Below are 26,997 nucleotides of genomic sequence, written 5' to 3'. Positions count from 1 at the left end.
CCTTTTAGATTCAGATATAAACCTCATAAATTCTTAAATTTCCTATTTTATTTCAAAACCAATGCCTTCCGCCTTTTGCCTAAATTCTTTTTCAAACTTTGAAATCTTTGCTTTATCTACTAAAACAGTTAAATTTTTTCTTGATCTTGAACAACCAACGTAAAAAAGTTTGTATGCACTTAATACTCCATACACAGTATTATTTTGAAAACACTTTTTAGCATTTGAAATCAAAGGCTTGTTTAAATATGTAGTATATACATCTTTACAAATTAATTCAAATAATAAATTACTTTCGAAATTCTCTATTATTTCATTACACTTCCTTTTAATAAATTCAACATCATTTCTTTCTTTGTTAATTTTTTTTATGCTAAATCCCAATTCATTTTCAACTTTTTTAATAAAAGCATCGTATGAAAAATAGAATTCTTCAAAATCCTCCAGTGAAAATTCAGCTTTTGACCAAACATCAAAAAACTTATATATATATGCCAAAGGCTTATTTTTGCTATCCTCTGCAACAAAAATAACAGAATCATGGCTTTCTCCTTTAACCCCATGCTGAGTTGATACATTTAACTCATTAGAAGTTCGTGATAAATTTCTTGATAATTTAATTACCTCACTTATTTGAACATTAAATACATTTTTGTATATATCATCATTATTTATTGTTTCAATAAAGTCTACTTCTAACACTTCTTTTTCTATTAGTAAATTAATAACTTGTCCTATTATTGTACCCTCTTCATTATATAAATCAAATACTTCATTCCATAACTTTTTAATATCTACTTTATTACAAGTGTTCGTTATCAATAACTTATTTACTTTGAAAAAAAATTTATTTATTTTACATAAATAAAGAAAGCTTCCAAAGTTTTTTTCTTGCCAAAAATTATTTGCTTTATCTAAAACAAATAAAAATTTCATCAATACATCTGGATTATCAGTTGTACTATCAAGTAAAACGTCTTTATTTGAATACTTTCCGATAAAATTGTATTTTTCAATACTACCATAAGCATTATATAGATTTATACAACCAATTTTTTTAAATCTATCACTATTAAAAATATATAAAACTAAAGTATCAGGATATTTTTCACATATCTCTGAAATACACTCATCAAACTTTGCACAATCATTTATTATAATCCTAGGATTATAATCTGGTTTAATTTCTTTATTCTTTTCATCAATTTTTTGTTCAAAATCTAGATTATTATAAATTTTATTTATTAAATTAACAATACTTGGTATAGAGCGATGATTGATAGTTGAAGTTCTATCAATATTTAAAGACAATAATTCTTTATTTATTTCATCATCGTATATTTTATATATTTGTTGCATTTTATCTCCATATAGATATAAATTTGTGGTAGTACCTTCTACTGCATAGAAAAATATGTGTAATACATCTGGTGAAGTATCTTGATATTCATCTATTATAATAATTTGAAACTTACAATTTATTTTTTGCTTAATCTTAGGAAATTCTAATAGCGCTTTATATGTAAAAGATAATAAATCATCATGACATAATCCTCCATAATATAAAGAATTAAATTCCGTTTCATTATATGATATTTTATCTATCTTACTTCTAATAGTATCCAAATCAAGTTTCCCATACTTATCAATATATTTCTGATTACTATCAGCTTTATTTATATCTTGTATTCTTTCATTTATGCTTTCTCTATATATTCGAAAATATAAATCTATTATTTTTTCATTTGAAAAAAATGGTCTCATAAATTCATTTATATAAGAATGAATAGTACTTATATGAATATTAGATAGATTAATATCCTTAATAAGCTCATCTGCTGCACGATTGGTAAATGTTATGCATAATATATTATCTTCTGGATTATCAATTGTATATTTTCTTATCATACTTTTTATTAATCCATTCACTACGTTTTAAAACTTCATATCCATTAATACCAAACTTTTTACTAAGCATTGCAGCTTCTAGAGTACGAGTATAATTATCGTCATCGGTTTGAAATGCAAGGTAAATCGATTCTTTCTTTAACTCTTCATCTCCTAAATCTTTAAAAGTTTTATTACAAACAATATGATTAATTCCTTTAATCCACTTATATAGTTCTTCAATTTGTAATACTTCTACATCTAGTTTCCCTGATTTTTTCTTAGCTAAGTTATTATGATAAAAATTTTTCAATGTTGCATTAGTGGTTTGCGATTTTAAAACCTCTTCTTTAGTAGTTGGACTACAATCATAATCAATATCAGTAATTATCAATGTCTTTATTTGTAAAAATTCTATGATACCTTTATAATTATAAGCATATGCTCCTCCAACTTGAATAAAAGCAATATATTTCTGTTGAAGTTTTTCATAATCTTTATGAGTAATTAATTTCTTGATATATAATCTTTCCGTATCTCCTTCATATAAAATAGATGCATCAGCAAAAACTATTTCTGAAAATCCTACCTCGAAAAACCAATCATGGAAATTTTCAAGCATATCTTTAGATTCACTATTGCAATTATAATCAGACTTTATTTCATTAACAAAAGAACTTAAATTGAATATATTGCTATTAAATTCTGTTATTTCTCTTATTACACGTAATTTTCGTAAACCTGCACCTTTTACTATTTCATTTGAATGAGTAGTAATTAATCCCTGTAATCCATTTTCATCATAAATTTTTAAAAGTTTTTTTGAAAACACATTTTGCATCTGAGGATGCATATGTGACTCTGGTTCCTCTATTACTAATAGATTAACTAATAGAGGATTTTTAGATTTTATGTATTCTTGTATTTTTATATGTAAATAAATTAAATTACTATATCCAAGACCTTGAGAATTTTCATTTAAAGTATTATCTCCAAATGAATATTGTGCAATAGTAGTTCTATCAATCAAATCACTTACATTATCTTCTGTAACATCTAAAGTAATAGCTATCTCACCCGTATTATGTCCATTAGTTTCAGATATTGATTTTATAGTTTCATTTAACGTTGTAGTTGAAACAGCCTTCACCTTTCCCTGTATTCCAGAGGTATCTAATGCATTAAATACTTGCTCTGGCAATTTGCTTATCTCGTCCATCCAATTTGAATCTGTACTCGCTAATGAAACTAAACTTTTACTTAATGAATGTTGTTCCTTATTTATAGAATCATCTAATGGTCTCGCCGCACTAATGCAATCAAAATAAAATAAATTTTTAAAATCCTGTATATTTTCTATTGGTGATAGATTTTTATAATTTGAATCACCAAAATAACATTTAGGTTTAAGACTTTGTGTATATAAATCTATAAGTAAATTATTTATAAAACTTTTATTTTTCTCTTTATCATTATTAATAAATTTAAATTTAAGTTTTCCAAAGTTTTTAGTTATAATTTTTGTAAAGAATGCTTGATTGAACTCTATCTTATATAAAAAGTAAAATGAACTTTTATCTTCATCTAAATCCATAATATAATCAGCAAATCGCCTTATATCATCGCGTTCATTATAATCTATTTGTAACTTAACTGAACACTCTGGCATTATAATATGTTCTAATGTATTTTCTTGAGGAAATAACTCATCTAGTATTTTTTTTATCATATCTTCACTTTCCTCCTCTATTCCTGTAGTAATATGATTTTTAAAAACTGGATATACTTTGTTAAGCCACTCATTAACATCAAAAACAGGAAAATCATCTTTACTAACAACAAACGTTTTCTCACTTAATATCCTTTTTAATAATAATATTACTGTTGTTTTACCACTATTATTAGGTCCCGCTAATATGGTTGTATCTTTCTGCAATTCTAGATTTACATTCCTTAATTGTCTAAAATTATTAATTACTATTTTGTTAATATGCATTACATCATCCTCCTAAATATCCAAAACTAAATTTCAGCTAACAAATACTCAAAGTACAAGTATAAAACTTAAATATAAAATCAATTTATCCTTCTTTCATTCTTATATGATAATTTTAACAAACTTTCTTTAATTAAAATACCAAATTATACAAAATTTAATTTAGATTTACAAATAAAAAATCCACGACATTTCTGTCGTGGATTTATTGGTGGGGCGAAGCGTAACCTTTGAAATCCACAGCTCCACCTTCATTTTAGAAATACTACTATTATTAATTATTATATTTATTTAAGGCTATTCTATTCTGAAACATATTATTAACGCCTTTTTCACAGTAACCCTCCTCTATTAAAGTACTTATTTTTCAACATGGAATACATTATAAAAAGTAATTTCCTCTAACTTTTTCTTCTTTAATGGTTCCTTTTTATTAGTTGAGTACCCAAAAGCAAGTATTTCGGAGGCAATGCACCCTTTTGGTAAGTTTAATAGTATTGACATTTTATCAACGTCAAAATAAGATACCCAGGTTGATGCTATTCCATGTTCTAAGGCTGCAAGTACCATATGTGTTCCAGGAATTTTTGTCTGATGCTCTTCCATATTTAAACATGAATAAACTTCATTATTCATACTTTCAATTATTTCTGAAATTTTGGGGAAACGTGCTTTTTGAATATCTCTTCCACCACTTTCCTTCTCTACCATACAGGTGCACAAAGCTATTAAAAAGCTGGCTGATTCTATCAACCTTTGGTTATAGGCTACTTCTGAAACTTTTTTTATCATATCTTTATCAATAATTACACCAAATTTCCATGATTGTTCATTACCACCTGAAGGAGATAATCTTCCTGCTTCAAGAATATACTTAATTACCTCCATAGATATATCTTCACCTGTAAAGTCTCTAATACTTGTTCTATTTCTTAATAAATCCAATAACATATTTAACATCCTTTCTTTTTTCTAGGCGTTGTTTTAACATGGTGTTAATAACGAACTATATATTATTACTCGCAATAATATATAGTTCTAAAATCAACAATCGTTTAAAACAACGCCATATATTTATATATTTATATAAATATATAAATATAAGAATATATAAATATATAGATTTCATGCGGGTTTGTGCCTCTTCACCCTTTTTTATAATCTTTGAAACTGTTCATCATATTTATTTTTAGTTGTTCAATTTCTCTGATGTCTAGCCACTGTAAGACTCCCATCCTCTTTAAAAGGTGGGAGATACAATTCTTGAGCTATGCGATTTAGAATTCTTATGCTGTGTATAACAGTGGCACGACCCTAGACGCGTGCCCCTTGTGGGTATAAGTTCAACTAACCTTCAGTGGAAGTTCAAACTCCCTCTGAAGCTAAGTTTCACTTGATCTATTAAGGTAATATGACTGTGATAATTCTCCTTTTGTTATTAGTACACCTTCTCAATTAATAACTTTCTTTAAATAGCAAACAGCAAAATATATTTCATAGCCATGTGGCACATATTTCATCGAGGCCACCTCCAATAGGATCCCTGAGTACTTTTCCAATTTTACTTTTTCCCATTTTGAATCCCCCTTCTAAATCACCCCTTCTAGCTATATAATTGTTAGAATTTTTGTTAGAACCTTATACCCTTGATTTTAAAGGAGTTCTGCTATATCTACTATCAAAGTGTAGTTTGCCCTATACGCGTGTATGTGTTTTTACGCGGGCGCTGCTATATATATATTAATAATTTATAAAGTCCTATATATTTTAGTTATTTGAGTAGAATTAGCCTAAGCCCTTTAATATGAGCGTTTTTTAACTCTAACTAAAGCCTAACTAAAAGTTCTAACTAAATTCTAGCTAAAATCTAACTAAAACTTAGCCCTCTTTTTAATACTCCGCTTTAAAATAAGGAATATTTTTCATTTTTAAACTTTAGATTTTATTGCTTGAATCTATTTTATCTTTCAGTTAAACTGAAACCCTAGCACTTCCTTTGAAATTGTCCTTTCATCAAAAAAAGCCGTTACTTATGGCACTATTCATCATATCGGTAGCAAGTGCGTTTTTTTGCCAGTAAAAAAGATAGAATATCTATATATCCTACCTTTTATAACTGACAAATGTATAGAATATTGCTTGCATTAATAATAAAACAAGTTATTAATTATGATTTTTCTCTAACTGTGAATTAAGGTACTATGATCACAACAAAGACCGCAACTACAACGTGTATCACCAAATTTTAAGTCGTAAACTTCTGCAAGCTCTACATTTACTTTAATAACCTTTTCTGCAAAATCTGCTTTATCCTTTGGTACTTCTAAAAGATCATCTGCCTTAGCTTGTGTATTTATAATTGCACCAATTGGAACATATCTATTTGCAGCTATCCTAATTCCCCCTGTTACTATTGCTCCAGTATCTATATAACAATTGTCCTCTACTAAAGCATTAAATACAATTGAATTAAACCCAACAAAGGTATTATTTCCTACAATAGCTGGTCCATGAATTAATGCTCCATGAGCTATACTTACTTTATTCCCAATATATATTGAATACCCTATACCCTTTACAAAGTACTTAGCATCTCTTAGCCCATGAAATATTACTCCATCTTGTATATTCGAATTACAACCTATATAAAATGGTGTTCCCTCATCTGCTCTTAGCACTACATTAGCACCTACAAATACATTTTTTTCTATTACTACATCACCTATTACACTAGAAAATGGTCCTATAAATGCACTTTCACTTATCTGAGGATATACACTTATAGGATTAAATGAAGTAGCTGGGTTTTCTCCAATAAAGTAAGCATATAAATTAGTTGGCTCTGTTGGCTTATAATCTTTTTTTATACTCTTATCCATTATAAATTCTCCTTAAATTAATATTACATTATATTAAACTTAATATTAACTTGTTAATCATATATAAATATGAAAATCCACCATAACACTTTATTTTAGTTATGGTGGATTTTACAATAAACAGAATTCTTTGCTTCAGAGGTGGTTTTTACTCCAGCTGAAGCTTACTAACAGAGTTCTAAGTATCAGTATTTTGATACTTACTAACAGAATTCTTAGTATCATATTTTTGATACTTAGAAGTCGTTGTCCTTTAGGGGAACTCGTTGTCATTTAGGAGAAATCGTTATCCAGGGTCGTAGCCGCTCTTTACTCCCCATCGACATATTTAGGTAACCTAATAATAAATGTAGTTCCCTCCCCTACACAACTTTCTATCTCAATTCTTCCTTTACATATCTCTATTATTCTCTTTACAATTGCTAAACCTAAACCATTACCTACCTTAGAATGGGATGTTTCTCCTTGATAAAACTTTTCAAATACTCTTTTTTTACTTTCTTCAGATATTCCTATACCAGTATCTGAAATTTTTACAACTACATCCTCTTCCAAGTTTTTTAATTCTACAGTGATTTTTCCTCCATCCTCAGAAAATTTAATTGCATTTTCTATTAGATTTATCCATATTTGCTCTATTAAATCTTCATCACCTTTAAACATTACATTTTCTAAATTTATATCTAACTCTAAATTCTTTTTGTCCCATTTATCTTCTAATAATAATATAATTTTTCTAATTTTCTCATCTAAAGAGAATTCTGTTGTTTTGTTTAGAATACTTTGATTATCTAATCTAGATATTCTTAACATATTAGAGGATAAATTACTTAATCTCTCTGTTTCTTCAATAATTATATCTATATATGCATCTCTTTTCTCTTCTGGTAAATCTTTATTCTTTATCATTTCTACAAAGCCCTGAATAGATGAGATTGGAGTCTTAAATTCATGTGATACATTACTTATAAAATCCTTACGTAGATACTCCATATTTTTTAACTCAACTATCATTAGATTGAAGTTCTTAGATAATGTTCCTATTTCATCTTCACTCTCATAATCTATAGATATATCAAAATTACCTTTCGCTACTTCCTTAGTTACATTACTTATATATTTTATAGGTTTAGATATAGTCTTTGTTGCAAGATACATTAATATAGATCCTATAATCACACATATAGTTAAGGTAATCATAATTACTAATGACCATTGATGAATTTGTTCATTTGTATAATTTATAGTAATATCTGATAGAATATGCTTCATAAACTTCATTTGAAATAGATGCATTATTCCAAATGAAGAAACACAAGCAAAACAAAGAATTCCAATAAATATCATAGCAAACTTTGCTCTTATAGATTTTTTAATCCTTCTTATCATACATACTTCTCCACTTTATATCCTAATCCTCGAACAGTTATTATTTTAAATTCTTCCCTATCATTAAATTTTTTACGAAGCTTTTTAATATGTGAATCTACAGTTCTTTCGTCTACTTCTATATCCATTCCCCATATATCATCTAATAATTGTTGACGAGTAAATATCTTATTAGGATAACTTAATAGCTTATATAATAAGTAGAATTCTTTTTTAGGTAATTCATAAACTTCTTTTCCTGTTTCTACTGTTAATGTATCATAATTTAATACTATATCTCCAATTTGCAATCTGTTTTCAGTGTTTATTTGAGCACGTCTAAATAATGCTGAAACTCTTAATAACATTTCATTTATGTTAATTGGTTTTACCATATAATCATCTGTACCTAACCTAAATCCCTTCTTTTTATCTTCAAAGCTGTCCTTTGCTGTTACCATTAATACAGGCATATTATATCCTGACTTCCTCAATACATCTATTAATTGATATCCATCCATAGTTGGCATCATAATATCAGTTATCAATAAATCTATTTTATTGTTTTCTAATACTTCTAGTGCCTTTTCTCCATTTTCAGATTGAAAAATCTTATATCCTTCCATTTCTAATCTATCAGACATTAACATTCTTAGATTTTTATTATCTTCCACTACTAATATTGATACCATTTGACTACCCCCACTTTTATTTTTTATATACTTATTAGCTAATGCATGATTCATTGCTCATTCTATCTTCTTAATTACTATATTTTTTATTATTTCAACTTTCTTTTAATTAATTCTATTTTCATAACTCTATTATTTCTTCAAATTACATAGCTAATAATAAAAATGAGCTGCTGCACATTGGCTTTACTTGTGCAACAGCTTCTTTTTCATTTATTTGCAATAATTTTCTTATTATATCTCTAAAGTAGATCGCTCTATATATTTTTACTTAATACACCTTTGATATTTATAATTATTCGCACCTTTGAATTTTACCATTCTCTATTTTATAAATCACATCTACTAAATCTAATATTCTTTCATCATGAGTTACCATAACAGCAGCTCTATTTTGCTTCTTTACCTCTTTTCGAATCATCTCTACTACTTGTCTTCCTCTTGGTCCATCTAAACTCGCTGTTGGCTCATCTGCTAAAATAATATCTGGTTGATTCATAAAGGCTCTTGCAATTGCAACACGTTGCTTTTCCCCGCCTGATAACTTATTAGGATATTTACTTTTACTATCTAATAACCCTAAATCCTTCAGTAGTTCATCTGCATATACTTCATAATCATTTTTGTTTTTCTTTTTAGAAGTTTTAGCTATAAGATTCAGCTGATCTCCTACATTTAAATAAGGGATTAGCTGATGAGATTGAAAAATAAATCCAATTTTTTCTCTTCTTACAAGGTTCCAGTTTTTCTTCTTATTATCAAGTGGCGTATCTCCAATGATAACTTCACCTTTTGTACTAGAAAGTAACGCACCTGCAATAGATAACATTGTGCTTTTACCAGAACCAGATGGCCCTACAATTGCTACAAATTCTCCTGGCTTTACTTTTAATGATACATTATCTAAGACAGTATTTTCATTTTCTCCATCTTGATACACTTTTGAAACATTATTTAATTGTAATACATATCTTGTCATTATTCATGTCCTCCAATTGTAATTAACGGATCTATCTTTGCAACTTTTCTTAAAGAAATCAAACTAACTAATATAGAAATAATTACAAATACTATTGAAATTATCACAGCTGATCCTATCTCTAAAGAAAATGGCATACTACTTGGTAAAACACTTGATAGTGCAAAGGTTAAGATATTACCAATAAGCATACTCCCCCCTGCTAATATAAGCACCTGACTAATTATCATTGCAGATAGTGTTTTCATCTCAATTCCTATTGCCTTCATCACACCAAATTCTGTTAATTTTTGCATCGTCATGATATAGAAGAATACCCCTAAAATAACTGCAGAAACTATTACAAGTACCCATAAAATCATATTAATGGACATCTGTTCTTGAGCATGTCCTGGTATATTTTTCATAACGGTATCTTTTGATAGAACTTCTGTATTTGCTATCTCAATATTATCTATATCCTCGCCCTTAATAGCAATGGCATTATATGATGTTTCATAATTGTTATTAATTTGTGTTCTTATATTTTTAAATGTATTTAAGGAAATAATACCTACTGCAGAATGTCCATACATTTCATCTTTCACAAATCCACTAACTTTCAGTTCAATGCCGGATGTTGAATCTATTATTGTATCTCCTATAGATATTCCTTCCTCTAAGAAAGAATTATTTAATAGGATGGTATTTGGTTCATCTGATATTTCACTTCCATCAATTATTGATGGCATCATGAAACTATCTGTATCTACTGCAAGATACGTTACATCCAACTTCTTTTGCGTATCTTTCTTGTACATACTCATTCTCATTAAATTAATTGGTGTTACCTCACTACTTGTCATATCATTAACTTCTTGAAATTGCTTTTCTGTTAATGTTGATCTAGTAATAATTGAATCGGCATCATCACTTAATATATAATGATTTGCTTGTGCATTTTTAATAGAAGCACTGGTAGCCAAAGATAATCCATTAGCTAATCCTGATAAAAATAAAACCATAAAAGTTAATAATATCAGCATAGATACCACTAAAAAATATCTTGACTTGTTGTACTTTAAATCTTTTATTGCTAAAAACATGTTTATTTCTCCTTACTTATGTATTTTCTTTTGTTTCTTATAAATATACATCAGTTATGTGACCCCAATATGACTAACTTTTATTTTTTAAATATTCTTCTTGAGGAGATCTGAAAATGTACTTCTTATTTAATAGATGGTTAATCACAAAGGAAAAGTATATAGAGGTTGAACAATCCAAGTAGTCTTTATAGATAAAAAGTGCTGCATCAAAATTTAGCTTATTTTGAGACAGCACTTTATTAATCATATTTAACCAATTCTTTTAACTAAATTCTTTTGAGAAAGGCTTGCTTCATAAACAACCATAGTGGCTGCTACTCCTACATTTAAAGAGTCTGCCCCTCCAAACATAGGTATTATTACTCTTTCACTTTCACATTCACATTCATATTCATTCCAAATTTCTGAAATTCCATGTATTTCATTTCCTACAATAATAGCAATTCTTCCTTTCTATACAAAAATAATGAACAGAAAGAATGGCATGAAAAATCTCAGATACAGTTTAAGTTTGTATCATGAGATAACTAATTAAAATTTCTGCTTATAAGTGAGCCTGTAAAAATCCACCATAACACTTTATTTTAGTTATGCTATGGTTCACCCTATGTATCTAAAATGATACACTTCTTTATATATTCAACTCCTAATCCATCTATATTTAAAATCTTCTAATTTACATTAAGTTCATAAGCACCCAACCTATCTTCATTCTCATATAGTTATTTAATTTCTATCATAAATATTTAATCTTGCAATACCGAAAAGTATATACTTTCCTATTAATCCTTCGTCTCTAGAAAAGAAGCCTAAATTAAATTCTGCAATACCACAATCAATTATTACAGGGTTAATTGATACTATTTGTCCATATGCAGAATAAGACCATGTGCTATTGGACTTACTGATTAGATCTTTCACTTCATCTTTGTTCTTGCTAAACATAACTTCCCACGAAGTATCTATTCCCTCTAAAAAATCAAATTCAACTTTATAAAAAGTTCCAGCCTTAAAATCTCCTGGAAATCCAAATGGACGATATACCTTATTATTTACAACCGCCTCATTTTCTTCTTCTGAAAGCCATTCCATTTTCACTATCTTTTCTATATTATTCTTTATTTTAATCACCTTCTAACTTAATATAAGTTGAATCTATTCATAGTCTTTAATTATTTCAATTATTATATCAAATAAGGTATCCCCCTTTCCATTTATTTAATCTTTTAATATTACATTATATTAAATTTAATATTAACTTGTTAATCATATATAAATATAAAAACCCACCATAACACTTTATCTTAGTTATGGTGGGTTTTTCGATAAACCTTACTGACTTTTTAACTTACATTATTTTAAAGAGTTTATATAATCAATAGTCATACAAAGCCTTTGATATCATCCTATTTCCTCAAGCAGCATTTTTACAAGGCTTTTTTTCTACTTAATTCCATCAATTCGCATTTTGTATACTATACAACTGTAGATTATGCTAAATTGGTTAGATAAAGCGAATATATATTATGCAAATATTTCTTATCTCTAAATAATTCATAACTTGAACCAGATAAAACAAATCCAAGATTTTCAACAAGACGAATTGACCTTTTATTGTCAATATAAATGCATGCACTTATCTCTTTTATATTCATATTTCTTATGGCGAATGTGATAATTTCTTTAATCGCTTCTTGCATATAACCATTTCCCCAAAATTCTTCTTTAAGATCATAACCAATTTCCACTTTATACTCTCTATGATTCCAGCAATGAAACCCACATGTACCCATTTTAATCCCATCTGATTTTCTCATTATAATCCAACGGTTCTGTAATCGTGGTTCGTGATGTATGTAAAATTTAATAATTTCATCTGCACCTTCAACATCAGTTAATGGCTCTGCATCAAATAGGTACCTATTAACTACATCATCTGAAAATTCACTAAATATAAAATCCCTGTCATCACTAGATATGTTTTTAAGAAATAATCTTTCTGTTTCTATATTATTAAAAAACATCTTTTTCTCCTTTTATATAAAAAGTTTTTATGCTTAAATATAGCATTGAAATATTGACTGAAAAAACTATATGTGGGATTGTCCATCTATAATACTCACTAAAGGTTAGAATTTATTTTTCATTACTTGTAAAGTAGTGTTACTTTATTGAAATGTAATAATCAATACAGTTTTCATTTTGATTAATTATCTCATAATCAGAAGTTTCAGAAAGCTCAAATCCGGAATTAGGAAGCCAAATACCATCAATGTAGTCATATACAGGTTGATTTAGACTTTCACCGCTTAAAGTATTATCCTTAATATCATAACTAAAAACAGCATATTTAGCTTTTGGTATAACCTTCTTTACCATACCTTGAGGAATATTATTATATTCTGATAATTCAACACCATAAAAATAAGTGTAATTAATCTCAGCGTCCCCTTTAGTTATATCTTGAACATCATAATCATAAGCTGCATAATACAACTCAGTATTTACTCTGTTTTCAATCTCCTCTGTCATTTCCATGAACTCGTTTTTTACTTTTGATAAAAGCCCAAATTTTATATTTTCCCCCTGATTTATTTTTCTTGCTATACCTAGAAGTAATTTCTCATCTTTGCAAATAATCTCTGGTTTCAATATTACCACTCCATTTTTATTATTTTTTGAAAGTAAATCTATTCTTTCAAAGAAGCATGTCTCTCCTTGAACTTTCCGAAAATTACTTGGAGGTTCACCATAAGCCAATTTAAAAGTTCTTGTAAATGCTTCATGTGATTCAAAACCATATTCAAAAGCTATTTCTGTTATACTACGTTTTGAAGTTGCTAAATCATACATTGCATTACTCAATTTTCTTTTTCGAACATATTCTTTTACTGAATAACCAACAAGTGCTCCAAACACCCTGTATAAGTGTGGAATAGAATAACCTGCAACTTTAGCTATGTCTTCCAACTTAACATTTTCTTCTAAATTATTCTCAATATAGTCAATTGCTTTTTGAATATTCATATAGTAACTCATAAACCTATCCTCACTTTTACCTTATATCTAAATAATACATTATAAAAATAATAAATACTTGATATATTTTATCATCTTTATGAGATACTTAAACAAAAAAACGCTTTGCATTTTTTATATCTCATAAAATATCTTCAACCTTTGTATTTTTCTTTGAGGCTTATCTATCATTTCCCCCGACAAAATATTATGCTGTTACAGAAATTTATAATAATATTTATTGAAACATCTCAGACCCTAATGGGTGCATTTCATCCATTTTCACCTACACTGTTACGCAAAATCTATACAAATTGGCAAAACCCCTTAGACCCTCTTTATGCCCCCTGGAAGTTATCTACCTTCTTATTTTACCCCAACAAAATTTCCAAAACAGTACTGGGTATATTGACTTCTATTCTTATCAAATTTGAACCCTTGACTTTCGAATTCTCCCAAAATGAATCTATCAATTCCATAAGGACTTTTAAGTTTATTAATAAGTTCGTTACTCATTATAATTCTATAATCCTTCATTGTTATTAGAAATCCACCATCGTTAATATTCTCTAATTTTACTTCTTCTTCAAATTCTCTACTTAAAGCCGTAACCTACCACCTTGATAAAGTCTGCAGCATTCATATTCTTTGCCATGTAGCCTCTAATAAAACCGGTAGTATTCATATAATCAACTCCTTAAAATATTTAAAAAACAAAAAATCTTCCCATCCTAAGATAAGAAGATTTAAAATCACTATGTTTTCACCTCCTTATCGAACTTTTAGCTGGACCACCTTTCATAATGCAGGTTGGTATAGGGTCATAGAGCTAAATCTCTACCCTAACTCTTGATATTTTGGTGTTAATTTATATAGATTTAGTATATCATAATAGTTTATAAAATACTATTATTTTTTGAATCTTTGTAATGCCATAGACAAGGGATTAGTTCATTCCTTGACACACACGTACTTTTGATAAAAGATGGTACAAATACACAATTTAAATGAATTTATTGACTAGAGCTTTTTAGTGGATCGGGAAATCATAATTTGTGCACTTTTACTAGATGATAATAACTCATTAAGTTGTGTAGATGTACGAAATGTACTCTTGTGGTGTGCTCCAGTTTTCCAGTAGATAAAAAGGACAATAAGGAACGATACTGTCTGAGCAATAGAAATGCGGATCACTTGTAATTCATCCGCACCAGAAGTTGTTACAATATGTAAAATATTAATGATGGTGTTATTGAGAAAATGGTCAGCCATAGGCATCCAGAGTGACCCAGTAATTTTAGTCAGTAAACAGAATTTTGCTCCGGTAATCCCTGTTGTTAAAATAAGCATTAGTGCATACATTATCGCCCCTATTGCACTCATCTTTCCGTCCAACAGGTTTCGTGCAGGAGCTACTATATGCCAGACTCCAAAGAGGACGGAGGATATAATAGTGGCTTTAACAAATGAGTATTTCATTTCCGCAAGCTTGATAAACAAGCCACGAAAAACACCTTCTTCCATAGCCACATTAATAATATTTCCAATAATGCAAAAAAAGAAAAATAGAATGCCTATTTGGTTGCCTAGATTGCCCTCAATAGCATAACTTGTCACATATAACTGTAAAGTAGGACTGTTTCCTGCTGAAATTTGTATAAAAAACTCGATTCCATAGGCAATGATGAACATAGAAACACCAAGCAACAGTCCATATAATACATTTTTCCTTGCTGACTTACTTGTAAAGCCTACATTATGCCACTTTAATGAGAAAAGCCTTATTGCCAACACAAGCACAAGAATTCCAGTCAATTTATGTATGAACGCTTCACCAAAAATGCTTTGATCAGTGCGTAAGAGCATATATTCAATTGCCCTAAACACAAAGCATATTAAGTAAAAAAATATTATCGTTCGCATTGGATGCCACTGTTTATTTTCTTCCATTTTAACACTCCTTTTATCTATTAATCGGAATAGTAGTTAATAGGTAAAAACAATATCACTAAATCTTTTTCTAAATAATACCATATAAAGATAAGATTGTAAACAGCTATAAAGTACCAAGAGAACAGGTTCTGAAATGAGCTCTTGGCAAAAAAAATCCCCCTAAACTCACCGTCTAAGGGAATAAAAACACACTACAATATTCACTTAAAATGCCATCAACCCAGCTATTTCAACCTATTCCTTCTCTATTAAGACTACTGCCTCAACATGTGTTTTGATAGAAAGATGATACTGATACGCATAAATAATGGATATAGACCCCTTTAGACCCTCTTTGAATTTAGAGGATTGTTTTTATAGATTGGGCTATATTTTTTGATATAAAAGTTATCTACTGCCCTTATTTTTTCTATTTTAAGGAAGAAAGTATATTTTCACAAAGCTCCATTGTTCTGATATTATCCTGTCCAGATGAACTAGGACTATTTCCATTTAAGCAGCAATCAATAAAATGTGAAATTTCTCCTACAAAACCACGCATGTATAAATCACGATAAGCTCCTGACATAGGTGTAGCAGAAGGTGTTAAAACTATGTCTTGTTCTGTATTTGACTGCCATGACACATCCTTTGAGGTATTGCTTTGGTGAATTACAATTTTATCAACTTCTTCAGCACATGCAAAACCCTTGTCAAAGGTTACCATCATACTTTCGCTTTCACGGGACCATGCATCCATTCCTGAGAAGTAGGCATTTCCGATGACACCTGTATCAAATTTTAGTGAAAAACAAAGAGAAATATTTGCTCCATCAACAATTTTAAATCCAGATAAGTCAGCAACTTCTCCAAATAAATATCGCATTAGATCAACATAGTGAATAGCAGCTAGTTTTATATAATCCTCATCGTTATTACAGAAAGCTGTGCTGTCTACAGCGAAATTAGCATTGAAGGCACGTGGAGCACCAAGTTGCCCTGTTGAAATTATATCCTTAAGCTTTGTATAACTAGGGGCGTAACGCTTCATAAAACCGACCATAAGGCTTACTCCTGCTTTTTCTGCTTCATTTGCAAGCTCTGCAGCTTCTGCTGCACTCCACCCTAATGGCTTTTCCGCAAATACATTTTTCCCTGCTTTTATACACTCCCTAACAATTGCTGGCATGTCTCCTGGCTGTGCTACAACCACTACACCATCACATTCTTCATTTTTTAGCATTTCCTTGACATTATTATATGGAGTTCCTTTACTTCCAAGACGTAATAAAGCGGCTTTAGATCTCTCTAAATCAAGGGTTGCAACGGCTTTTATTTCAGCCCCTGCGGCACAAACAGAAGGATAAATATTAGTAGATGCTTGAACTCCAGCACCAACGAAACAGATATTTGCTTTTCTCATTTTGACTCCCTCATTTCTTTCATTTTCATAAAAATCCTACTAGAATATAACTTTGAACTCATGAATAACAACAACCATATCCTCTGTAAACATTTTACCTATTTCTTTTAATTGACTTCGAAAAAAATTGCTATGCACTGTTCTCCAGTGTTCAACTGATTTATACATTTCACCTTCTTTTAATGCAAGCTCTTCAGTTACATCATAAAATGGTATAATGGTAACCTTTTCAGTTTTAACTATACATTTTGCAATATTGTTAAAATCCGTTATTATACTTAAATCTCCTACCTTTGGTAAATCTTTGCCTTCAAAATCACACCAATATCGTAATGATGTGCTCCCTCTTTTTTCTTCTTTTACAATAAGTTCAACTAACTCTTTAGCTACATCTTCTGTACCACTAAATCTTAACACAGTATAATTTTTCTTAGTTATTTCCATATGTTCCCCAATTAAGTTCAAATAGTCCAACCACATCTTATTAACTGTTTCATGTATAGATTCCACTATAATCTCCCCTTTTATAAACAAAAAATATTTCTAAATAAATCTTATAATGATTTATTAAATTTTCCATTGCTCTAAATATACACAAATCAAATGCCCTATAATTCTGTTCTTCATTCTGTAATTCTATTATACTTTTACAATAAAAAAAAGGACTGCTGTCCCTTTATAGTTTTTTAATATTAATTATTTTAGAAATAACTAATTAAGGAATTTGCGTCCCCATTAATTATTCTTTAACTCATCCCGTACATTCATTAAATTAATATACTGTTTTTTATCAATATTGATTTTTCCTTTTTTTATTGTAACAAAATTATCCTCTTTCAATTTTTTTAAAGTTCTATTTACGGATCTTATACTAATTCCAAGCATGTCTGCAATTTGCTGACGGTGTAGAGTAATAACCGTTGTATTGTTTTCTTGAATATCCATTTGTACATACTTAACAATAAAATTTACCACATTATATTTTATAGAATAGAATATGTTTTCACCATTTTTAAATGAACTTGGGTACAACTTTCGAGCAATCATTCTTCCAACCTCCTTTGAGAAGATATGACTACTTTCATAGGATTTAATAAAATCCTCACAACTCATCTGTATAACAGTACATTCTGTAATAGTTTCAACTGTGCAGGCAGATTTAAACTCTTCAGCTAATATCTCTATATCTCCAATAATGTCCATAAAACCTATATCCGCAAAGGTATATATATGTCCACTATCAAATTCGTTAATTATATGCATTTTACCAGAGTAAATCAAAAAAACATACTTTACTTCTTCATCCTTCCTGGTAACTACAGTTTTAGGAGGAAACCTTTTGACAGTAAATCTTTTTTTGATCTCATCAGGTATATCTGAAATAAAATTCGTAAAAGTCTTGTTACTATTCAGTAATTCTTCAATCAACATCAAATTACCTCCCTCCTATTTAAAGCGATTATGAAATCCTAGACCTGCATATCTGTACTTGAGATATAACATATCTAACTTATTTTTTCAATACCTCCTGTAGTATTTTTGACTTCATCAGAAACCTTCCAAACAGTCTCCACGTGAGGAGTATCTGCAAACAAACTATATTATAATATTTCTCCCTTTTTTGGTTGTCCACATATACGGTTCTCCAAGAAATACTGTAAATAAGTCTAAGTTATTTGTGGTATGGTCACCGTAACAGGTATAACGTAGACTTTTATTGATAAAAACTAATACAAATATAGGCTTACCGCATCAATTACGGTAAGCCATTTTACATATTTTATTACAAATTTATCATTTGAGAATATTACGTATTAGCTGGAAACAAAGGCTCCTTTAGAATATATGGTTATCGCATATTTGTAAAATAGTTAATCTTTCATCTATATTCACTTCTTTTGTAACTAATGGTAAATCTATAGATTCGACTATAGCTGAAGCTAAGGTTTCTTGACAGATACTCCTATGGTATCTTTTAATTACCTCACCAATTCTCATGCTATTACTCTTTATACCAAGAACTATTTTTTGTTCCACTCTTAGTCCAGCTTCTTTTCTCAGCAGCTGACATTGACGTAAAAGCTCCCGATATAAGCCTTCTAAAATAAGCTCTTCACTAAGTGTTAAACATAGTGCTATTTCTATATTTCCATCATTCCCAACAGCAAAATCATCATTGTATATGGTTTTTTCTAAAAATAGTTTACTTTCCAATGGTTTATCCCATTTAGGTATTTTTACTTGAGCTTCTGAGTCGAACTGATTTACCATTTCAAACATTTCATCCTCGGTAGTCTCTTCTAAGAGTCTCTTTACATCCTTGAGATTCTCCTTAAGTTCAGTTCCTGCATTTTTAAAGTTCAAAGTAAGGTATCTCTTTTTCAAGCTATTGAAATCCTCTAGAAAAACTATTTCTTTTATATTTAGCTCATCCCTAATTATATTCATCATTTTATTTATAATTTCTTTATTGTCATAATCTGTCCTTACATACATAGTTGACAACGGCTGCTTAACCTTAAGTTGTTTCTCATTTCGTAATTTTAGAGCTAAGCCTACTAATTTTCTTACAATCTCCATTTCCTCTAATATCTTACTATCTTCCACTTGCAGCCCTTGTGGCCAATTGCTTAAGTGTATAGATTCCTCAGAAGAACTTTCAAAGTATCTCACCATATTCTGCCACATATATTCAGTCATAAAAGGTATAATTGGAGCCATTATCTGCATAGTGGCTTTCAAAGCATGATATAAGCACCAATATGCAGCAAGCTTATTTTCAGTTTGTTCTTGTTTCCAGAATCTGCGCCTATTTATTCTTACATACCAGTTTGACATATCATCAGTAAAGACTTCAAAAGCTCTTATAACCTCTGAGGTCTTATAATTTTCTAACGTGCTTGTTGCCTCTTCTATAAAGCGGTTAGCTCTTGCAACCAACCACCTATCAGTTATATCAATCTTTGTATCAGCCTTAAAATTCTCAAGTTCAGGTTTTTCAATAGTTGCATAGGTCATAAAGAAACTATATACATTCCAAAAAGCAAGCAGCTTTCTCCTGGCTTCCTCCCCTAAATTGTAACCAAACCTTACCTCACTGGTTACATTTGCACTGGCAAAAAGATATCTTATAGCATCTGAACCAATCTTCTCAGCAGCTTCATCAAATTTTATCATAAAGCCAGTTTTTGAAAACTTAGAACCATCCTCTCCTACAACGCTGCTATAGGCAAGCACTCTTTCATAAGGTGCTTTTCCTGTAAGAGTAACGCTCATAAATAGAAGAGAGTAAAACCACAGTCTTACTTGTTCTATCATCTCTGTTACCCATTCTGCCGGAAAATTTTTCTCCCACTTATCTCTATCATTAAAGTATCCCATAGTGGAAAAGGGAGTAATTCCGGCATCCAACCATACATCACCAACTTCAGTAATCCTTGTTACTTCACTTCCACAATGAGGACACTTTATTTTTATATTATCTATCCATGGTCTATGAAGTTCTGGCAGTTTGTCAACCTTACTTCCTCCAAGTTCTCTCAGTTCCTCTTTTGACCCTACCACAGTAAGTCTGCCGCATTTCTTACAAGGATAAAAAGGTAGTGGTAATCCATAAAAACGCTTCCTTGAAATGCTCCAATCTCCCATATTTGCAAGCCAATCCTGCATTCTCTTTCCAACATGTTCAGGCTCCCATTTCACAGTACTTGCAGCTTCTTTAAGCTTTGGTTTGATTTCTTCCGTTGCTATATGCCATTCTTGTACAAGTCTAAATATAACTTCTGACTTACACCTCCAACATATAGGATAGCTGTGCTTATGGCTATGAGTCACAAATAGTTTGCCCTGCTCTTCTAATTTCGAAAATACGCTCTCTGAAACTTCTGATATATTTCGCCCTATTAGCCAATCATATCCTTCTAAAAAGTTTCCATATTCATCTACTGGGCATATTGAAGGCAATCCAAGCTTTTGTCCTAACTCAAAATCCTCTGCTCCACATCCTGGAGCTATATGAACTACTCCGAAGCCATCCTCTGAGGAAACCATATCCCATAATACTATTTTGTGACTAAGCTTCTTTTGGGCAGGCAAGAAGGGGAAACAGGTTTCGTAACCCAAACCTTCAAGGTCACTTCCCTTTACATGCTGAAGTATAGTCTTTTTTTCTTTTATAAATCTCAAAGCACTTTTAGCTAATAGTAAAGGTCTTTTATCGCCATAATCAACAACACAATAATCTATTTCCGGATTAACTGCCAATGCAACATTAACACATAATGTCCAAGGTGTAGTTGTCCATACTAATATATCCCAAGGCCTTTCTTTCAAAGGAAGCTTAAAAAATACTGCAGTATGCTCAAGTTCTTTATAAGATCCTGTCATTTCGTGTTCAGAAAGAGAAGTGCCGCATCTAGGACACCAAGGCATTGGACGATGGGACTGTTTTATCCATTTATTTTCATGACACTTTTTAAGAAAGTTCCATATACCAGTTATATTTTCATCGGTATTTGTATAATAGGAATTTTCCCAATCCATCCACTGTCCTAGACGTTTTGACTGTTCAGTTATAACGCTAGAAAATCTTTCTACTCTTTCAACACATTTATCAGTGAAATTGTCCATTCCAAAGTGCTCTATATCTTTCTTATTTTTAAAACCAAGCTCCTTCTCAACTTCTACCTCTACCCATAATCCCTGTGCATCAAAGCCATTTCTATAAAGGCAGGAATGACCTTGCATAGCTTTATATCTCAAGAAAATATCCTTTGTTGTCCTTCCCCAAGCATGGTGTATTCCCATGGGATTATTAGCGGTTATAGGACCATCTAGAAATCTAAAAGGTTTTTTATCCTTATTCTTTACCTTAAGCTTTTCAAAACATTTATTTTCTTCCCAAAAGTTCATTACCTCATGTTCAAGTTCTATAAAATCATTCATTTTTATCCTCCTCTATTTAACAATAATTGATGAGTTTCTTTTTTAATGTCTTCAATATCGCTACTAATGTCTCCTTCACTCATGCCAATCACCACCTTCCAAAATTACATTGGAATGTCTTGGTGTTAAAGAGGATATAAAACAAAAAGACCTTCGTCCCTATAACAGGACAAAAGTCTGTACTTCTTCTATACCACCTGATACGACATACCAACATATGCGCTCCATATAACGGTGGAACCCGTCAGAACCTACTCCTAGTGTTTCGGTCTAAAGCTCTGGAGGGATATTCGATAATTTTCTAATCGTATCAGGCTTTCACTATCCCCGACTCGCTTTGTCTTTCAAAAATTATTTACTGTCTCCATCATAGCTTATAACAATATATAACATTATTGGTATAATATCATACAATCAATAATTTGTAAAGTGTGTAAATAAGAGGTTAATACCCATCTCAGCAAGAATATTTCTAAACCGAAAATGCTTTTTTCTTTCAAACCTAGTCACATAATAGCTCCAAAGGCAGTCTCCATTACTTATGGTACGGTTCTCCGTATCAGTAGTAAGTGAGGTTTTTCCATTTTATTACCTTATACATACTACATAATTATAGTATAATTCTAAAGTATTATTTAGTAAATTCTTAATGGGTGGCTATTGTCAGGAATTGTATTATATCTTTTATTTCTAATGTAGTGAATTTAGTATCTCTTAATAAAACAATTTTTTGAAGCACTGGTATCTGTTCTGCAGAATACATTCTATATCCTGTAAATAAATCGACATTTACAGGTTTTAATAATCCAATTTCATCATAGGCTTGTGTCAAGCAATAGACTAAACTTTTTTAAACACCTTGCAAATACGCCAAAAACCCAACAATAAACTGTTTAATGTTGGGTTTCAGAAAACTAAGTTAGAAAATATTGATAATGAAGTAGTGGTGTTTTTTGGCTCTCAAGTTAGAAAGTGCTTATTCTTTACGGATTTATTTCGCCGTTTTATTGATAAAATCAATTTCATACTGACGTTCACCGTATTTTTCTTCGTTGTCAGTAATCGTACCCTCTGTGAGGGAGATACGCAGAACGATTGAGTTCGGATTGTCTTCGTCGCCAACTTCATCGAACCAATCGAAGATTTTTTTAAATTTCGCTCTGATTTCCGCATTCTTCTCGTCCTTGACCCAACCTAGATTTTCAGCCGTGCCATGGAAAGCGTACCAATCTAACCCAGCGACGGAAACCTCGTTGTTCTTCTCAATTTGCAGCATTTTATTTTTTTGGGCGTCCGTAGAAACATAAAATACGCCGTCTTCATAATAAGCGCAAACCATACGGACAGCAGGGCGTGGATTACCGGCAGCGTTCGGGGATAGTGATATTGTCGCAAGGGCAATAACTTCTTCTTTACCATTTCCGCAACGTTCCTTCATAAGTTTCATTGCATTTTCATATTTGCTCATTTTAATTCTCCTTTAAATTTAATTATTTTATGTTGTAATTATAGTCAAACCACTTTAAAAGTGACCCAAGATTTACAATTCCAGCTTTAGCCACAAAGCAGGACGAACGCCGCCTGTACATTTGCCATCGCTGATGTTGCCTTTCAATATATTGTTGCCTTGGATACCTATATTACCGTCAGTCCCGAAGATGTACACGGCTTTTACATTAACGCGGCCGGGGGACCGAAGCCACCACCACCAACACCATTCTTTACCCTGAAGTCTTGCTAATCGCTTACTGTTGTTTTCATCTTTTCTTTCAAACCAATATCTTTGATTTTTTCCTCGGTTTTGCAGTTTTGAACGGCTATCACCGAAATATTTGCACACTTCCTCAATGCTTAATAAAAATATACTGTCCTTCGTATCTGCTCCGCCCTTTGAACCATACCACTGATTGTCAGGATTTTTATTTAACACCGGAATTATTCTTGATTTATCAGTTGCGTTGAATTTGTCATAAAATTCACCGTTAAGATATTTTCTTAACGCGCAGTCAGCCCATGTTATATCTTTATAAGCATCATGGTAAGGGCGTTGTTCTATTATTTCTTCAGTTATAACCAAAGCAGCGTTATTTTGTATGTCAAGCACACGCCAGTTGTAGTCACCGAATGATAATGATGAGTCGATTTTAATATCTTCCATTCAAGCACTTCTTTCTTTGTAATAGGTAATCTGTCTTACCCTTCGAACTTATTCTTAACCCTTCTCCTTAATGGGAAACAATAAATCAAGCTGTAAATCTTCCATTTTACCTTCTTTTTGTACAAAATTATGAAAAATTAACAATTATTATATATAATTATATCTCACATAAATCATTTGGTAAATCATTCAAATAGAAAAATTTCTCAATCAACGTTCCGTTCAGGATTGTTTTTATGTTAAGAATCATTTCTGACAGCTTGGCAGAACTTAACTGTAACCATTCCACCAGAATCATAATTGCTAAGTTCTAGTTTTCCTGTATGTGCCTTTACCACTTGTTCTGCAAACCAAAGACCAAAGCCATTATGTCCATCTGCTTTACGGGATATATCATCACGCCATAAGCGTTGTTTTGCGTGATGTAAAGCTGCTTTGCTAAAACCGGAACCTTCATCCTGAACTATGACCTGCCACCCTCCATCAATCATGCTGCCTTCTAAATATACATTTCTTCCTGATGGTGTATGTTCGATGGCATTTTGCACCACATTACCAAGGGCGCGAAGTAAATGGACTTTCTTAAGATTTGCAACACCTTGTAGACCGTTTTGAGTTTGTAGACAAACTCTTTTGGACTCTGCAATAGCTATTGTATTCTGACAAAGCTCGTCAAACATCGTGGACAAACTGGTGCTTTCAAATGCCTCGTCCACACCGACAGAAGTTTCTAACAGACTGGCAACATACTGTTTTGCCCGATTATTGCTTGCCATAATCGTTTCCACCATTTTGCGGTTGCCCTTGGACAGTTCTTCATCAAGAAGAAGTTCGGCATTACCTCCAATCAGAGTTAGCGGGGTTTTTAAATCATGTGCAAGTGCCGCTATTTCTGCCTCACGTTCTTGCTGTGCTGCCCATTGAGAGGACAGAGAATTATACAATGCCTTTCTCATATCATTCATAGCACTAAGAGCCTGTTCGTATTCCCGTATGCCTGCATGGGGAATCGCGAAATCCAACTCTTGAGCGCCTACCTTTTCGCTTACCTCGCTGAATAACTTCAATTTGCCGGCAAGGCGGCGTCGAAGCCATAGAGTATTAAACAACAGGCAAAGCACCCATGCCACACCAAGGGTACCCCACCACAAATATTCAAAAGGTGGTAGGATACCTCGCAGGACAGGATTGACAAATTCTTTCCTATAATGCCAGCAAGTGATTACAGTGCTGCCATTTTCGTAGGTGTATCGGGAAATACGCGTATCATAGGTGTTCTCCTGTAAAAAACCAACCAAAGTTTCCAGTTTCTTTCCCTCCACATTGCTTTCTAATATTTTGCCGTTCCGGTCAAACAGTGCATATTCGGGCAGGAAATCATCACTTGGAGAAACAAAAGTCTTTGGCTTTCCGCTCAGCATTTGCTCTACCTGTTGGTTAGCGGTGTATCCCGGATAAATAACACTGGTGTTTTGAAGCAATGTCGTAGTAAAAAGCCATACTAGACAACATAATAGCATACAGCCAAGCATAATGATGGCAAAGCGAAAAAGTACGAAAGAAAGACTTACAGAACGCTGTCTTTTCGCCATTTGTAACCCACCCCCCAAACCGTTTCTATTGGACTTATGCCATCAGATTTCAACTTGGCACGAATATTTTTGATATGTTCCGCAATGGCTGACGAATCACCCTCAGCGTCAAAACCGAAAACTGCTTCATATAATTGTTCCTTGGTAAACACCTGTCCGGTGTGTAAAGCCAGATATTCACAAATAGCATATTCTCCCTTGGTAAATGGCAGAGTATGCTCCCCCGCAACAGCCACTTTTGCCTGCATATCAAAACGCACACCGCCCCGGCTTAGGGTGTGGATCGTCTGGCGAACTTCGCGTCTTAGATGGGCATTTACCCTTGCGCGCAGTTCCGCAATACTGAATGGTTTTTTTATATAATCATCTGCACCAAGACCGAAGCCCTGCACAAGTGCTGTATCTTCCGTCTTTGCGGTTAAAAACAAGATGGGGCAGTCCACCTCGCCACGGATACGACTGCATACGGAAAATCCATCTTCACCGGGCATCATCACGTCAAGCAGCAGAAGATCGTACTGCTGGCAGCGGTCAGGCTCTAAGGCGATGCTATTCGTTTCAGTGCCTACTTGGTGGCCGTCCTTTTCTAAGGCAGCGCGCACCAAATCCAGCATATCAAGGTCATCATCGACCACTAATACTTTCGGCATAATCTATCCTCCTCACTTTACTCTTGTATGATTTTACCCTACCATAGTATCATATTTTTTTACTATATTTTAGACCTTTCTGCACGAAGGCCGCCGCATAACAACAGGATTATTTATATTCCAGTCTGTCCTTGTTATCAACACATTGATTTTTTCTTAATATTTAGGTTCTTTCGGTATAAAAATCGCAAATATGATATATGCCAATAATCCACTTCCGTATGCTGCAATAAGTACGGTACAGAGTAGACGTACCACCTTAGCCTCTACATCAAAGTATTTTGCAATGCCGCCACACACACCGGCAATTATCTTTCCTTTTCTGACCCTATATAATCTTTTTTTCATAATTGTAACCGTTCCTTTCTGTCATTCTTCCATCTGTTCTTTA

General features: G+C 31.6%; 24 protein-coding genes. All 24 read right to left on the bottom strand.

Annotated features, from left to right (window positions below):
* Positions 1 to 42: 42 nt before the first annotated feature.
* Positions 43 to 1,908 carry a UvrD-helicase domain-containing protein gene (locus ACI48Q_RS08700; protein ID WP_474918690.1) on the bottom strand — a complete coding sequence of 622 codons (1,866 nt, stop codon included), beginning with the start codon at positions 1,906 to 1,908 and terminating at the stop codon, positions 43 to 45.
* The gene (locus ACI48Q_RS08695; protein WP_474918689.1) at positions 1,886 to 3,883 is read right to left on the bottom strand and encodes an AAA family ATPase; all 1,998 of its coding nucleotides are present in this window, start codon (positions 3,881 to 3,883) and stop codon (positions 1,886 to 1,888) included. Before ACI48Q_RS08695 ends, ACI48Q_RS08700 begins: the two co-directional genes overlap by 23 nt.
* A 360-nt stretch (positions 3,884 to 4,243) precedes the next feature.
* Positions 4,244 to 4,834 carry a nitroreductase family protein gene (locus ACI48Q_RS08690; protein WP_474918688.1) on the bottom strand — a complete coding sequence of 197 codons (591 nt, stop codon included), beginning with the start codon at positions 4,832 to 4,834 and terminating at the stop codon, positions 4,244 to 4,246.
* A 1,229-nt stretch (positions 4,835 to 6,063) separates the two neighbouring features.
* Positions 6,064 to 6,762 carry a DapH/DapD/GlmU-related protein gene (locus tag ACI48Q_RS08685; RefSeq protein ID WP_474918687.1) on the bottom strand — a complete coding sequence of 233 codons (699 nt, stop codon included), beginning with the start codon at positions 6,760 to 6,762 and terminating at the stop codon, positions 6,064 to 6,066.
* Positions 6,763 to 7,071: 309 nt separating this feature from the next.
* Positions 7,072 to 8,151: a sensor histidine kinase gene (locus tag ACI48Q_RS08680; protein WP_474918686.1), complete on the bottom strand. Its 1,080-nt coding sequence runs from the start codon at positions 8,149 to 8,151 to the stop codon at positions 7,072 to 7,074.
* Positions 8,148 to 8,822: a response regulator transcription factor gene (locus ACI48Q_RS08675; protein ID WP_474918685.1), complete on the bottom strand. Its 675-nt coding sequence runs from the start codon at positions 8,820 to 8,822 to the stop codon at positions 8,148 to 8,150. Before ACI48Q_RS08675 ends, ACI48Q_RS08680 begins: the two co-directional genes overlap by 4 nt.
* Before the next feature lie 295 nt (positions 8,823 to 9,117).
* Positions 9,118 to 9,801, bottom strand: coding sequence for an ABC transporter ATP-binding protein (locus ACI48Q_RS08670; RefSeq protein ID WP_346930353.1), 684 nt, complete (start codon positions 9,799 to 9,801; stop codon positions 9,118 to 9,120).
* Positions 9,801 to 10,886 carry an ABC transporter permease gene (locus ACI48Q_RS08665; protein WP_474918684.1) on the bottom strand — a complete coding sequence of 362 codons (1,086 nt, stop codon included), beginning with the start codon at positions 10,884 to 10,886 and terminating at the stop codon, positions 9,801 to 9,803. Before ACI48Q_RS08665 ends, ACI48Q_RS08670 begins: the two co-directional genes overlap by 1 nt.
* A 252-nt stretch (positions 10,887 to 11,138) precedes the next feature.
* A complete protein-coding gene (locus ACI48Q_RS08660) occupies positions 11,139 to 11,327 on the bottom strand; it encodes a TrmH family RNA methyltransferase (protein WP_474919509.1) in 189 nt (62 codons plus the stop codon).
* Positions 11,328 to 11,615: 288 nt separating this feature from the next.
* Positions 11,616 to 12,020: a hypothetical protein gene (locus ACI48Q_RS08655; protein ID WP_474918683.1), complete on the bottom strand. Its 405-nt coding sequence runs from the start codon at positions 12,018 to 12,020 to the stop codon at positions 11,616 to 11,618.
* Positions 12,021 to 12,379: 359 nt separating this feature from the next.
* Positions 12,380 to 12,913 (bottom strand): GNAT family N-acetyltransferase, encoded by a 534-nt coding sequence (locus ACI48Q_RS08650; protein ID WP_474918682.1) that lies wholly within the window; start codon positions 12,911 to 12,913, stop codon positions 12,380 to 12,382.
* Between the two features lie 139 nt (positions 12,914 to 13,052).
* Positions 13,053 to 13,928, bottom strand: coding sequence for an AraC family transcriptional regulator (locus ACI48Q_RS08645; protein ID WP_474918681.1), 876 nt, complete (start codon positions 13,926 to 13,928; stop codon positions 13,053 to 13,055).
* 345 nt (positions 13,929 to 14,273) lie between these two features.
* A complete protein-coding gene (locus ACI48Q_RS08640) occupies positions 14,274 to 14,444 on the bottom strand; it encodes a hypothetical protein (RefSeq protein WP_474918680.1) in 171 nt (56 codons plus the stop codon).
* 483 nt (positions 14,445 to 14,927) lie between these two features.
* The gene (locus ACI48Q_RS08635) at positions 14,928 to 15,857 is read right to left on the bottom strand and encodes a lysostaphin resistance A-like protein (RefSeq protein ID WP_474918679.1); all 930 of its coding nucleotides are present in this window, start codon (positions 15,855 to 15,857) and stop codon (positions 14,928 to 14,930) included.
* A gap of 412 nt (positions 15,858 to 16,269) precedes the next feature.
* Positions 16,270 to 17,262, bottom strand: coding sequence for a Gfo/Idh/MocA family protein (locus ACI48Q_RS08630; RefSeq protein ID WP_474918678.1), 993 nt, complete (start codon positions 17,260 to 17,262; stop codon positions 16,270 to 16,272).
* Between the two features lie 39 nt (positions 17,263 to 17,301).
* On the bottom strand, positions 17,302 to 17,772 hold the full coding sequence (locus tag ACI48Q_RS08625; protein WP_474918677.1) for an ASCH domain-containing protein: 471 nt from the start codon (positions 17,770 to 17,772) through the stop codon (positions 17,302 to 17,304).
* Positions 17,773 to 17,997: 225 nt separating this feature from the next.
* On the bottom strand, positions 17,998 to 18,693 hold the full coding sequence (locus ACI48Q_RS08620; RefSeq protein WP_474918676.1) for a Crp/Fnr family transcriptional regulator: 696 nt from the start codon (positions 18,691 to 18,693) through the stop codon (positions 17,998 to 18,000).
* A gap of 405 nt (positions 18,694 to 19,098) precedes the next feature.
* Complete coding sequence (gene ileS, locus ACI48Q_RS08615; RefSeq protein WP_474918675.1) at positions 19,099 to 22,206, bottom strand: isoleucine--tRNA ligase; 3,108 nt, start codon at positions 22,204 to 22,206, stop codon at positions 19,099 to 19,101.
* A gap of 646 nt (positions 22,207 to 22,852) precedes the next feature.
* Positions 22,853 to 23,038, bottom strand: a complete 186-nt coding sequence (locus tag ACI48Q_RS08610; RefSeq protein ID WP_474918674.1) for a MerR family transcriptional regulator — start codon at positions 23,036 to 23,038, stop codon at positions 22,853 to 22,855.
* A gap of 159 nt (positions 23,039 to 23,197) precedes the next feature.
* Complete coding sequence (locus ACI48Q_RS08605; RefSeq protein ID WP_474918673.1) at positions 23,198 to 23,674, bottom strand: pyridoxamine 5'-phosphate oxidase family protein; 477 nt, start codon at positions 23,672 to 23,674, stop codon at positions 23,198 to 23,200.
* Positions 23,675 to 23,746: 72 nt separating this feature from the next.
* Positions 23,747 to 24,364: a DUF6273 domain-containing protein gene (locus ACI48Q_RS08600; protein ID WP_474918672.1), complete on the bottom strand. Its 618-nt coding sequence runs from the start codon at positions 24,362 to 24,364 to the stop codon at positions 23,747 to 23,749.
* 239 nt (positions 24,365 to 24,603) lie between these two features.
* The gene (locus ACI48Q_RS08595; RefSeq protein ID WP_474918671.1) at positions 24,604 to 25,956 is read right to left on the bottom strand and encodes a sensor histidine kinase; all 1,353 of its coding nucleotides are present in this window, start codon (positions 25,954 to 25,956) and stop codon (positions 24,604 to 24,606) included.
* Complete coding sequence (locus tag ACI48Q_RS08590) at positions 25,932 to 26,606, bottom strand: response regulator transcription factor (protein WP_474918670.1); 675 nt, start codon at positions 26,604 to 26,606, stop codon at positions 25,932 to 25,934. The genes ACI48Q_RS08595 and ACI48Q_RS08590 overlap by 25 nt, the downstream gene beginning before the upstream one ends.
* A 156-nt stretch (positions 26,607 to 26,762) precedes the next feature.
* On the bottom strand, positions 26,763 to 26,954 hold the full coding sequence (locus ACI48Q_RS08585) for a PspC domain-containing protein (protein ID WP_474918669.1): 192 nt from the start codon (positions 26,952 to 26,954) through the stop codon (positions 26,763 to 26,765).
* Between the last annotated feature and the right edge of the window lie 43 nt (positions 26,955 to 26,997).

It is taken from the genome of Clostridium sp. LXY-7 (genome assembly GCF_056172015.1).
The sequence above is the reverse complement of the archived record's forward strand: the minus strand, read 5'-3'. Positions and strand labels throughout refer to the sequence as shown.

Excerpts from the sequence above, each read along its gene's own strand:
- ACI48Q_RS08585 (WP_474918669.1), bottom strand. The coding sequence starts at position 26,954 with ATGAAAAAAAGATTATATAGGGTCAGAAAAGGAAAGATAATTGCCGGT.
- ACI48Q_RS08700 (WP_474918690.1), bottom strand. The coding sequence starts at position 1,908 with ATGATAAGAAAATATACAATTGATAATCCAGAAGATAATATATTATGC.
- ACI48Q_RS08595 (WP_474918671.1), bottom strand. The coding sequence starts at position 25,956 with ATGGCGAAAAGACAGCGTTCTGTAAGTCTTTCTTTCGTACTTTTTCGC.
- ACI48Q_RS08620 (WP_474918676.1), bottom strand. The coding sequence starts at position 18,693 with ATGTTGATTGAAGAATTACTGAATAGTAACAAGACTTTTACGAATTTT.
- ACI48Q_RS08665 (WP_474918684.1), bottom strand. The coding sequence starts at position 10,886 with ATGTTTTTAGCAATAAAAGATTTAAAGTACAACAAGTCAAGATATTTT.
- ACI48Q_RS08635 (WP_474918679.1), bottom strand. The coding sequence starts at position 15,857 with ATGGAAGAAAATAAACAGTGGCATCCAATGCGAACGATAATATTTTTT.
- ACI48Q_RS08685 (WP_474918687.1), bottom strand. The coding sequence starts at position 6,762 with ATGGATAAGAGTATAAAAAAAGATTATAAGCCAACAGAGCCAACTAAT.
- ACI48Q_RS08670 (WP_346930353.1), bottom strand. The coding sequence starts at position 9,801 with ATGACAAGATATGTATTACAATTAAATAATGTTTCAAAAGTGTATCAA.
- ACI48Q_RS08680 (WP_474918686.1), bottom strand. The coding sequence starts at position 8,151 with ATGATAAGAAGGATTAAAAAATCTATAAGAGCAAAGTTTGCTATGATA.
- ACI48Q_RS08690 (WP_474918688.1), bottom strand. The coding sequence starts at position 4,834 with ATGTTATTGGATTTATTAAGAAATAGAACAAGTATTAGAGACTTTACA.
- ACI48Q_RS08640 (WP_474918680.1), bottom strand. The coding sequence starts at position 14,444 with ATGAAGGATTATAGAATTATAATGAGTAACGAACTTATTAATAAACTT.
- ACI48Q_RS08675 (WP_474918685.1), bottom strand. The coding sequence starts at position 8,822 with ATGGTATCAATATTAGTAGTGGAAGATAATAAAAATCTAAGAATGTTA.
- ACI48Q_RS08645 (WP_474918681.1), bottom strand. The coding sequence starts at position 13,928 with ATGAGTTACTATATGAATATTCAAAAAGCAATTGACTATATTGAGAAT.
- ACI48Q_RS08600 (WP_474918672.1), bottom strand. The coding sequence starts at position 24,364 with ATGGAAGATATTAAAATCGACTCATCATTATCATTCGGTGACTACAAC.
- ACI48Q_RS08695 (WP_474918689.1), bottom strand. The coding sequence starts at position 3,883 with ATGCATATTAACAAAATAGTAATTAATAATTTTAGACAATTAAGGAAT.
- ileS (WP_474918675.1), bottom strand. The coding sequence starts at position 22,206 with ATGAATGATTTTATAGAACTTGAACATGAGGTAATGAACTTTTGGGAA.
- ACI48Q_RS08590 (WP_474918670.1), bottom strand. The coding sequence starts at position 26,606 with ATGCCGAAAGTATTAGTGGTCGATGATGACCTTGATATGCTGGATTTG.
- ACI48Q_RS08605 (WP_474918673.1), bottom strand. The coding sequence starts at position 23,674 with ATGAGCAAATATGAAAATGCAATGAAACTTATGAAGGAACGTTGCGGA.
- ACI48Q_RS08650 (WP_474918682.1), bottom strand. The coding sequence starts at position 12,913 with ATGTTTTTTAATAATATAGAAACAGAAAGATTATTTCTTAAAAACATA.
- ACI48Q_RS08630 (WP_474918678.1), bottom strand. The coding sequence starts at position 17,262 with ATGAGAAAAGCAAATATCTGTTTCGTTGGTGCTGGAGTTCAAGCATCT.